The following is a 10614-nucleotide window of genomic DNA, read 5'->3' as shown; positions in this document are numbered from 1 at the left end:
TGTAATTCTTGGGCTGCCCATTTCTCCATTTTTTTGCTTACCTCCACCTTGATTCCTTCTTTCAAAACTATACCTATCAATCGTTTCCCCTTTTTTTAAGTTTCTTCTCTTTTTGTTAAGAAAGATCTGACTAATGGATAGCTTAATAAGGGGGGTGCCGATAGGCGGGGGGATCCCCCCTTAATCCCCTTAATACTAGGGTTGATTCATAGTAGGGTTGATTCATGAATCAACCCTACGATTAAGGGGGGAAATCTGATAATTTTTAACACCTACCTACTTAGAATAATCGACTAACTAGAATAAATCCCGATTAATCGGATAAAATAAGGCAATTTGCCGATTCAGGGGCCAGAGGAGAGAAAAATTGTCAGACAATCGGGAAAAAGTGACAGGGGAAAAATTTTTCCGAACAGGAGTAGCCAAAAAATCCCAGTCTGGGTAAAATTGATTATCGATCGATTGTGTGAGGAGTCCGATCCCCATGACCAATAAACACACAGCAAGGCTGCTGGGCAGTTACCTGCAGCGCCTGCCTGCCCATAGTTGGCTCGTCCTAGTTTTTTGGGCTTTGATTATCGCTCCAGTCCAAGCTGCTGTCGAGTTACGCATTGCTATCAGTAAAGGTGTTAGCGCCGTCTCCGTGGGCAGTTCCACCGATGCTGTGGTGAAAGATGGGGCTGGCAGAGTCCTAGGAGAATTGACCGCCATGAATGCCCTCAATGCTAATCCCAGAGGAAAAGCGGTGGGTTTGGCCGATTGGCAGGCCAGTCAATTGATCATCGAACCGGAGAATGATGGTTACGTCTGGATTAATGATCGCTGGTATCGAGGACGAACAAGGATCATTCGGCAAGGTTCTGGGGTGACAGCCCTAAATATAGTCGATTTAGAGGAATATCTCTATAGTGTCGTCGGTGCGGAGGCGATTCCCTCCTGGCCGCAAGAAGCCTTAAAAGCCCAATCTGTGGCGGCGCGCACCTATGCTCTCTACCAAATGAATACTTCCGGCAATCGCATCTACGATCTCGATACTACCACCCGCACCCAAGTTTATAAGGGTCTAGAAAGCGAGTTTACTAGCACCCAAGAGGCAGTTAATGCCACCGCCGGACAAATTATGAGCTTCAACGGCAAACCGATTCTAGCGGTGTTTCACTCCTCCTCTGGGGGTCATACGGAAAATGTCGAAGATGTTTGGAATTCCCCCTTACCCTACCTGCGCGGTGTCGTCGATTACGATCAAGTCGCACCAGTATTTCAATGGTCAAAAAACTTTAGTGCCAGGGAATTAGGCCGTTTAATTGGTGGTGTTGGTCGCGTGCGATCGCTATCTCCCGAAAGGATCACTCCCCACGGACGAGTGATTAGAATGCGTATAGTGGGCGATCAAGGCTCTAAATTAATCTCTGATACCCAATTACGGCGAATACTGGAGCTGCGTAGTACCCTATTCACGATTTCAGCTAATAACGGTACTTTTGCCATCAATGGTCGCGGTTTCGGTCATGGGATCGGTTTAAGTCAATGGGGTGCTTTTTCCCTCGCCGACCAAGGGGTGACTTATGATCGCATTCTCAGCCATTATTATCAAAATGCTCGTTTAACTGAAATGCCCAATTAAAAAGGCTGTCAGCCATTTCCAGTGAACAGTGAACAGTAAAGAGTGAACTGATAACAAGGATTGAATCTAAAACCTAATTGGTTAAGCTAAGTAGGGAGGCACAATTATTTGTGGGATGGGTTAGCGGTAGCCTAACATGAGCGGGCGTTGGGTTTCATGCTTCAACCCAACCTACGTTCATCTGATCAGTGATAACTGATCACTGATAACTGATCACTGATCACTGATAACTGATTATGAGATAATGTCTGATCTCACTTGTAATTTTTGACTTGCATGACCATCGTTACCGAAGCCTTAACCGAGTTGGAACCAGTCATAAAAACTACCTTTACCGTCGAGGAAATTCGCCAACTACTGCCCCATCGTTATCCCTTTGCCCTAGTTGATCGGATTATTGACTATGTACCCGGTAAAAAAGCCGTTGGCCTAAAAAATGTCACGATCAACGAGCCTTTTTTTCCCGGTCATATTCCCAGTCGTCCCTTGATGCCGGGGGTGTTAATTGTTGAATCAATGGCCCAAGTGGGGGGGGTGATTTTGACCCAATTACCCGGGATGAAAGGGAAATTTTTTGCCTTCGCTGGCATTGATAAAACCCGTTTTCGTCGTCCTGTGGTGCCGGGGGATCAATTAATCATGACGGTGGAATTATTATCCTTCAAGATGAATAAAATTGCTAAAATGCAAGGGGAAGCAAGAGTCGATGGGCAATTGGCCGCCCAGGGCGAAATGATGTTTTCCGTCTTTGATTGACCTATGAATTTTGATCGAGATCGTCTCCGACAAGAACTAAATTTATTTGCTATTCTAGGGGCTTTTATCACCAATATTTTCGCTAATATTTTCCCTCTTAAGGGCGAAAATATCGGGGCTATCTCGAATACAGTTTTTCAAGATGTCTTAATTATTCCCGCTAATTATGCTTTTGCGATCTGGGGATTAATTTATCTGGGTTTAATTAGTCTGGGAATTTACCAAGCTTTGGCTTTTAATAAAACTGAACCGCGTTTGCGTCGGTTAGGCTACGAATTAGCCATCGCTAGTGCTTGTCAGATTCTCTGGGTAATTTTCTTTCAATTGCGTTTTTTTACCCTGTCTTTACTGGCAATGCTAGGCATTTTATTTTCTCTCATCCGGCTTTATCTTCGCTTAGAAATTAATCGCTTGATTGTCAATCGTAAACAGGGTTTATTAGTTAATGCTCCTATTAGTATTTATTTCGCTTGGATTAGCGTAGCCACGATTGTCAACGTCGCTTCGGTGCTAGATTGGATCGACTGGCAGCGATGGGGTCTAACTGACCAAATCTGGACGGTAATAATCCTAGTTATCGGGGCGATAATCGCGATTTTAGTCGGTTTAAAAAGAAAAGATCGGGCTTTTATCGGGGTGTTTATCTGGGCTTTTTTGGCGATCGCTGTTAAACAGATTTCTCTGCCTCTAATTGCGATAACAGCGATTATATTAGCGATTACCCTAACTTTTCTGGTTTTTCGTGGCAATTTTCGTCCTCTGAGTCGTTAAGATGCGGGATCACAGCGAATTTCGACGATAAAGCCATCGGGATCGTAGAAGTAAACCCCTCTCCCAGTCGGCCGGGTCACGGGTCCACTAGCAATAGTAATTCCCTGACTTTGTAGCACTTCTAGGGCAAAATCGAAGCATTCCGGGGCAATATCGAAGGCTAAATGATTGGCACGGGTAAAAGCGATTTCGGGATTGTCGTCGGGAGGGTTTAAATCTGGTTCCCAAAATAGGTCAATTACTGTACCATCGGGGGTGATAAAATTGGCCACTTTTCCTTGGGCAACTAATTCTTTTAAGGTACTGGGAATTTTTTCGCCCACTAATTCCTCTAATCCTAATATTTCCCCATAAAAATGACGAGAAGCCTCCATATCTTTGACGTTGAAAGCGATATGATGGACTTTTCGCAGTTGACCGATTTTGAGTTTTTTCGTGGTTACGGAAGGGCTAATAGTCATTTTAGTTATCATTTATCAGTAAAGGATTGGGGGATTTTTCAGTGAACAGTAATCAGTAATCAGTGAAAAGACAGCACTATTAATGTCATTTAATACTCCTCATTTAATACCGCTAACTGATAACTGATAACTGATAACTGATAACTGATCAGGCTGGCGACTTAAGAGTTAATTTTTTGCAATAATTGTCGAATGGATTCTGCATCTTGAGCGTTGGGTAGGAGAGCGAGATAGAAGCCTAAATCCTGTTGCGCTTGGCTGAGTTGTCCAATTTGATAGTAAACTAAACCTCGATCGCGCAGCTCTAGGGGATGATTAGGAATGAGCAAAAGTAGTAGATCTATTGTCCGAATTGTCTGAGACCATTGTTGACGATTCAGGTAAATATATTTTAAATTAGTCAACAAACGTAATAAAATTTGCTGATTGGTAGCAATATTGAGAAAATGTTCTTCTAATTTAACTGGCTGTTGATAAACTTGACTTAATCTTTCTTGACAGTCCTGTTTAAATAGGATTTCACCACCGTGAAAGGGATCGACAAAAATTTCCACTTCCTCGAAATCGGGACGGATAATAAAATGCCCAGGCATACCAATTCCTACCATGGGAAAATCGATCTGTTTGGCAATCTCTAAATAGATGATCGAGAGAGTGAGCGGAATACCTGTGCGGCGATCGATTACGTCATTTAAGTAGCTATTGCGGGGGTCATAGTATTCTTGGTTATTACCAGTAAATTGTAAATCTTCAAACAAATATTGATTGATAACCTTGACTATTTTTAAGGGATATAATCTATCTGGTAAACGTTTTTTTACCTCGTCAGCCATTAAATTTATTCTATTTAAATAGTGATCAATCTTGAGACGGGGATATTCAAAATTGGCTATTTGTAGGGCCGCCCGAGCTAGATTTATCTCAGGGTCAGGATGTTGAATTGTTTCGATGAAAGCTTGGTATAAGAGTTCAAGGGTCATTAGAAAAGGGTATTAATCAGATTATCAACTATTTTAACCGATCCTTCTGGTTTTATGGCCTCTCTTTTCTGAATCACCATTAAAGATTCAGTGATTTAGATGAGCTTTCCCTGGAGGAGTAACGAGAAATCTTGTCAAGGTCTAGATTAACCACCGCTTTTTCTAAAGGTATCGTGCGACAATTTTTATTTTGATTCTGCACTTGATAAACTAATTGATTTGTCCAATCTAAAGCAGTTAACCAACCACTTTGAGGATGATAAACCCCAGTTTCAATGTCTAGCCAACCGCTGCCGCAAGCTAGTTGCCCCGGTTTGACATCGGGAAAGGTAAAGGTTAAAGTATGACCTGTGATAATTAGTTTATCCTTGAAATAGGGTTGGGTCATGGTATGAAATTCATTTCTAATCCAACAAAACTGCTCGTTTGTTTGCTGTTCAAGGGGATATTCTGGGTGTACTCCTGCGTGAACTAACCAAATATCTCCTAGGTCTAAATAAGCGGGTAGGGATTGGAACCAATTGATATGTTCGGCGGGTATATTGTTATTATAACTTAGTAGTGTCGCCGCCCCGCCACTCTCAATCCAGCCGTTGAACCATTTTTCAGAAACTTCTTTTCCCGTCAGAGCTTTTAAGAGCATATATTCATGATTTCCTAGGAGACATTGGTAGTTATTTTTGATGACAAAATCCACCACTTCCAAGCTCTGCTGTCCTCGATCGATTAAATCTCCCAGAAAATAAACCTCATCCTCACTATCGGGAGCAACTCGGTTTAATAGTCGCAAAAGTGTCTGAAAACTGCCATGCACATCTCCGATAATAATACGACGCGGTTCTTGAGTCTGTTTCCCTATGTTTCTAAAAAACACACACCCCTCCCTAATCACTGAGATTGCTACTCTTTTATTGCTAAAAAATTAGTTTTTATAAGGTCTTAATTTTATTATAGGACAAGCCTTTCCTTCTGACAGTTACTCCCTCCTAATACTAAATCCGTTAAGTATAGGTAACATATCAGGATAGGCACTCATGCAAGAGGCAAGAGGCAAAAGGGGGAATAGATAATCAGTTTTTAATAACTGGATTTAGTATAAGAACCGCCAGAGAAAGGCTGTAATTATTTTGTCAAGTATTTTTGCAATCTCTGGACAGAGAGCGGTCAGGTTATGGTATTATTTTTTTATGATCAGTTTTTATATAATTGGATGTCAGCAACTATAAACTAACGCACAGATTCCCATTATATAAAAAAGTATCTCACAAAAATGCTCCCTTGTCAAGCATGATCAAAAAAAAAGTTTTTTTTTGAGATTATAATAAAAAAAAATTAGTTTTCTGCTTCTATTGACAGTCACTCCCTCCTAAGAACCGCCAGAGAAAGGCTGTAATTATTTTGTCAAGTATTTTTGCAATCTCTGGGCAGGAAGCGGTCAGGTTATGGTATTATTTTTTTATGATCAGTTTTTATATAATTGGATGTCAGCAACTATCAACTAACGCACAGATTCCCATTGTATAAAAAAGTATCTCACAAAAATGCTCCCTTGTCAAGCATGATCAAAAAAAAAGTTTTTTTTTGAGATTATAATAAAAAAAAAATTAGTTTTCTGCTGCTATGATAACCCTAATTAACGCTAGAATTCCCGCCTATCAGGATCGACAACAAATAGAGATAAATGCTGCGGGAAAGATCGAGAGAATCACGGAGATGGGGGGAAGGAAAAAAGGGGAAAAGATTATCGATATGGAAGGGGATTGGCTATCGTTAGGAGGAGTAGATTTACAGATCAACGGAGGATTAGGATTAGCATTTCCCGACTTAGAAATAACAGATCTAGAAAAATTAGATAAGATTAGCGATTATCTGGGGAATCAAGGAATTGATGGTTATCTTCCCACCCTAGTCACCACGTCCGTGGAGAAATTTCAAAAATCCCTCTCAGTAATTGCCAAATATATCGAGAAACAGAAACAGGAAAATCGAGCGAGCGCGCAGGTTTTAGGAGTACATTTAGAGGGACCATTTTTAAACTATGAAAAAAGGGGGGCGCATCCGGGACAATATCTTTTAAACCCAAGTATAGAAACAGTAGATAAAATCTTTGGGGACTACTTATCGATTGTAAAAATTATCACCTTAGCCCCCGAATTAGATAGTAGCGGTACGGTGATTAAATACCTAAGCGATCGAGGGATTACCGTCAGTTTAGGACATTCGCAAGCGAGTCAAGAAATAGCCAAAAAAGCCTTTTTACAGGGGGCAAAAATGGTTACTCATGCCTTCAATGCCATGCCTCCTTTACACCATCGTCAACCGGGGTTATTAGGGGAAGCAATTATCAATTGCGATGTCTATTGTGGGTTAATTGCCGATGGTCAACACATCCATCCAACCATGATAGAATTATTACTAAAAGCCAGTAATTATCATCGAGGAATTTTCTTAGTTAGTGATGCTTTAGCGCCGATTGGTTTGGGGGATGGTGTCTATCCTTGGGACGAGAGAGAAATTGAAGTTAAACAGGGAACAGCAAGACTTTTTGACGGTACTTTAGCGGGAACAACCTTACCCTTATTACAAGGAGTAGCCAATTTAGTTAACTGGGGAATATGTGATTTAGAAACGGCGATTATTCTAGGCACAGAATCCCCCAGAAAAGCGATCGGATTAGCGGGTTTATCAGTGGGACAACCTGCCAACTTTTTGCGCTGGCAATCGGCATCAAATTGGGAAAGATTGGATTTCCGTCAGCATTTTGGACTCTAACTGTTGAATGAGGGTATCAAGATCCACTTCGAGGCGATCAAAACATTCAGGAGGGGAAAGATCGGGTTGAAAATAAATCAATTTTACCTGACCATCACCGATAGCGACTATAGCCACTTCTTCCCTGGGATTATAGCGATAAATAATCCCAAGCATCTCTTGAATTTTACAATTAACCTTGCGATTTAATTTCTCTAGGGACTCCCTAGAACAACAGACAAAATGAGGCTGAGGTTTAAGATCAATGCCCAGGGTTTCTTGAGCATCTTCTCCCCATTCCGAGAGTAAACCCCACATTAAACCGGCTAATTCCTGTTGATTTTCTTGCACGAATTGATCTAATTGATAGCGCCATTGATTAGCGGGATCATCGGGGATTGGTTGTTCAAATCTCATCATTAGCCTCTTTTCAGTTATCAGTTATCAGTTATCAGTTATCAGTTGTCAGTCCTTAATAAGGGGTGTGCCGATCCCCCCTGCCCCCCTTGATAAGGGGGGTGCCGATCCCCCCTGCCCCCCTTGATAAGGGGGGTGCCGATCCCCCCTGCCCCCCTTGATAAGGGGGGTGCCGATCCCCCCTGCCCCCCTTGATAAGGGGGGAAAGCTGAGAATTTTTAACACCTACCTACTTATATACAACTTTTCCTCGACATAGGGATTGAATAGGGATAGAACTATTCACCTTTTCAGTTAACGACGGTACTCATCACCGCAATCACCAATTAACTGCAATAAATCCCGGGATTTTTGCAAGACATGATCAATTTTTTGATAGTCTTGGGAAGATAATTGAAAATCGAAAATACGGGCATTTTCTTGGATATGTTCAGCAACACCCAAACGCACCCCGATAATTGCTCCAGCTACGGCTTTTTGTTCGAGAACGTAACGCACTGCCACATTAGGAATGGTGACGTGATAGGAATCAGCGATCGCTTTAAGAACAGTTAATAATTCTTGGAATAATTGCCAGTTTCCCCAAGCATCGATCATGTTTTTATATTTCCGTAAACTAGCGGTATTGAGACTCATGGGATTGGGTTCAGGATGACCGAGATATTTAGCTCCTAATAAGCCTCCTGCTAGAGTACCATAGGCTAGGAGATAGATGTTATGTTCTTGGCAAAATTGCGCCATTTTGACGAGGGGACGGCGATCAATTAAGGAAAACTGGACTTGATTGGAGACTATTTTAATCCCGGCGCTGAGAATAATTTTTAAATGTTCCGTGTCGAAATTAGTCAAGGCTAGGTGTTTAATTTTGCCTTCCTGTTGTAATTCTCCTAAAAAATATAAGGCATCTAGATAATTGTTATTGCGATAATCCCACCAGTGAAACTGCAATAAATCGAGACTATCCACATCCAGGCGACGTAGGGAAATAGCGATATTTTTTGCGACTATTTCCTTAGTCATTTTACCCGGACGGGGAACCCATTTAGTGAAAGCTTGCAGATTATTTAAAGCATCAATGCCCCTTTGGGCGACTAATTGACGACGAAATTCACCGATAAAATCTTCGGCTGGACCGTAATGATCGGCTAGATCCCAAGTGGTGAAACCGGCATCTAGATAGGAGAACATACTAGGGATCGCTTTTTGGGGTGCGATCGAACCATGGGCGCCTGAAACCTGCCACATTCCGTTCAAAATACGGCAAATTTCCAGATCGGGGGTAAACTGTAAGCGACGAGATTCGGACATGGGAGCTTTTCAGTGTTGCCAAAGGCACGGCGTAGCCGTCCAGTAAACAGTAAACAGTAATCAGTGAAAAGACAGCAGAAAACTGCCATTGAATACTGCTCACTTAATATTCTATTCTCCTACTGACCACTAATCACCGATTACTGATTCAAGACAGATCGATCGTCCCTGTCTGGAAAAAAGCGGTAAAGGGGAAGACTTTCGGAAAAATCTCCCCCTTTTTAGGTTTTTGCTGCTCAATTTTTGCTGGGTTAATATTCCACTTCTAATCGCGCTGCGGTGACAGCATCAAAAGCGAAAGCGAGAACTATAGGCATAGGACAAGCGAGGATGACAGCGATAATTAAAGCTGTTACAGTCAATCCGATCGCCATTCCTAACCAAAGTTTTTCGGCAGGGGATAGACCTTTTTGGCGCTTAATTTTTTGTAACACTTTGGTGGGAATTGGTTCTGGCATCACGGCATTGGGAGGGAATGCCCAATAATTACTGTAGCGTTCGAGAAATAGCTCTGTCCAGCCGTTTTCTTGACACCATTCTTGAATCCATTGTTCGTGAAAGTGTTTCATTGCTTCCCTGTTGACTTTTTCTGGTGATTACTATAAACATCTCTTGATGCGAACTTCATCCTAGCAAAGCTATCTTAAGGGTTGATCGGATTCAATAAAACTTAATATATGAGTAGTCGGTGGGTAAAATGTATTCTAAGATACAGTGCCAGCGAACGACCAAAACGAACCACAAAGACACAAAGGACACAAAGATCGATCGCTCCTATATAAGTTAAACCGATCGCACAAAAGGAAATAATTGTTAAAAAATTTCGGTTCTCGATTCGGTACAGATTGCCTGTAATTTTTGGTCCCAAGTATCGAGGGGAAGGGTATCAAGATAGGCAAAGTCAAAGACAATCCCGATCGAGGGGATAGCTTGCCATTCGGGGGAATGTAGGAGACGATCAAAATAACCTCCCCCGTAACCTAAGCGATAGCCTTGGCGATCGCAAGCGACGGCGGGAATTAACAGTAAGTCCACTTCGGCAGGTAAAATGAGAGGGGCGATCGCTGTTGGTTCATAGATGCCATAACGATTTAATTCTAGGGGATCGTCGGCAGTCCAACAGTGCCAAGTCAGGCTATCTCCGTCACAACGGGGAAAACCCCAGCGATGGTGTTGACAAAATAAGGAACTTAAATCCGGCTCTTGACGATAACTGAAGTAAGCGAGAATGGTTTTAGCGTGCTGAAAGAGGGGTAAAGATTGTAAATTTTTGCAAAGTTGCTGACTATTTTCTTGCCAAATATGCTTAGGAAGCGATCGTCTTTGAGCAATTAGTTGTTTGCGTAATTGGGCTTTTTTGGTAGCAGAATCCATAAAATAAAGATAAATAGGAGAGTAAGTAGCTGGTTATAATTAAATTGAAGATGGATCCCCCCTTAATCCCCCCTTAATCCCCCCTTAATCCCCCCTTAATCCCCCCTTAATCCCCCCTTAATCCCCCCTTAATCCCCCCTTAATCCCCCCTTAATCCCCCCTTAATCCCCCC

At 42.0% G+C, this 10614-nt stretch carries 12 protein-coding genes; 4 read left to right on the top strand and 8 right to left on the bottom strand.

The features are described 5' to 3' along the window. Positions 1-297: 297 nt before the first annotated feature. The gene (locus O9324_RS10235; protein ID WP_043996412.1) at positions 298-486 is read right to left on the bottom strand and encodes a hypothetical protein; all 189 of its coding nucleotides are present in this window, start codon (positions 484-486) and stop codon (positions 298-300) included. Here O9324_RS10235 and O9324_RS10230 point away from each other — a divergent pair. From O9324_RS10230 to O9324_RS10220, 3 genes are all read left to right on the top strand, one after another. Next, on the top strand, positions 485-1624 hold the full coding sequence (locus tag O9324_RS10230; RefSeq protein ID WP_287628471.1) for a SpoIID/LytB domain-containing protein: 1140 nt from the start codon (positions 485-487) through the stop codon (positions 1622-1624). The two genes, O9324_RS10235 and O9324_RS10230, sit on opposite strands and share 2 nt — an antisense overlap. 276 nt (positions 1625-1900) lie before the next feature. Then, positions 1901-2380 carry a 3-hydroxyacyl-ACP dehydratase FabZ gene (fabZ, locus tag O9324_RS10225; RefSeq protein WP_002734156.1) on the top strand — a complete coding sequence of 160 codons (480 nt, stop codon included), beginning with the start codon at positions 1901-1903 and terminating at the stop codon, positions 2378-2380. A gap of 3 nt (positions 2381-2383) precedes the next feature. Beyond that, entirely contained in the window at positions 2384-3151 is a 768-nt protein-coding gene (locus O9324_RS10220; RefSeq protein ID WP_002765773.1) for a TspO-related membrane protein, read from the top strand. Here the strand turns inward: O9324_RS10220 and O9324_RS10215 are convergent. The 3 genes from O9324_RS10215 to O9324_RS10205 form a co-directional block, all read right to left on the bottom strand. Then, a complete protein-coding gene (locus O9324_RS10215) occupies positions 3148-3612 on the bottom strand; it encodes a VOC family protein (protein WP_002765775.1) in 465 nt (154 codons plus the stop codon). The genes O9324_RS10220 and O9324_RS10215 overlap by 4 nt on opposite strands. Positions 3613-3773: 161 nt before the next feature. Further along, a complete protein-coding gene (locus O9324_RS10210; RefSeq protein WP_002765776.1) occupies positions 3774-4592 on the bottom strand; it encodes a SirB1 family protein in 819 nt (272 codons plus the stop codon). A gap of 79 nt (positions 4593-4671) precedes the next feature. Further along, complete coding sequence (locus O9324_RS10205; protein WP_002786154.1) at positions 4672-5466, bottom strand: metallophosphoesterase family protein; 795 nt, start codon at positions 5464-5466, stop codon at positions 4672-4674. Positions 5467-6212: 746 nt separating this feature from the next. Here O9324_RS10205 and nagA point away from each other — a divergent pair. Then, on the top strand, positions 6213-7364 hold the full coding sequence (gene nagA / locus O9324_RS10200) for an N-acetylglucosamine-6-phosphate deacetylase (protein ID WP_002786155.1): 1152 nt from the start codon (positions 6213-6215) through the stop codon (positions 7362-7364). Here the strand turns inward: nagA and ccmS are convergent. From ccmS to O9324_RS10180, 4 genes are all read right to left on the bottom strand, one after another. Further along, the gene (gene ccmS, locus O9324_RS10195) at positions 7320-7760 is read right to left on the bottom strand and encodes a beta-carboxysome assembly chaperone CcmS (RefSeq protein ID WP_110579171.1); all 441 of its coding nucleotides are present in this window, start codon (positions 7758-7760) and stop codon (positions 7320-7322) included. The genes nagA and ccmS overlap by 45 nt on opposite strands. Positions 7761-8054: 294 nt before the next feature. Next, positions 8055-9068: an aldo/keto reductase gene (locus O9324_RS10190; RefSeq protein WP_288140124.1), complete on the bottom strand. Its 1014-nt coding sequence runs from the start codon at positions 9066-9068 to the stop codon at positions 8055-8057. A 251-nt stretch (positions 9069-9319) separates the two neighbouring features. Further along, complete coding sequence (locus O9324_RS10185; protein WP_185240341.1) at positions 9320-9637, bottom strand: slr1957 family protein; 318 nt, start codon at positions 9635-9637, stop codon at positions 9320-9322. Between the two features lie 244 nt (positions 9638-9881). Continuing rightward, on the bottom strand, positions 9882-10442 hold the full coding sequence (locus tag O9324_RS10180; RefSeq protein ID WP_002786160.1) for a 5-formyltetrahydrofolate cyclo-ligase: 561 nt from the start codon (positions 10440-10442) through the stop codon (positions 9882-9884). Positions 10443-10614 lie beyond the last annotated feature (172 nt).

It is taken from the genome of Microcystis sp. LE19-84.1B, assembly GCF_027531875.1.
Lineage (GTDB): Bacteria > Cyanobacteriota > Cyanobacteriia > Cyanobacteriales > Microcystaceae > Microcystis > Microcystis panniformis.
The sequence above is the reverse complement of the archived record's forward strand: the minus strand, read 5'-3'. Positions and strand labels throughout refer to the sequence as shown.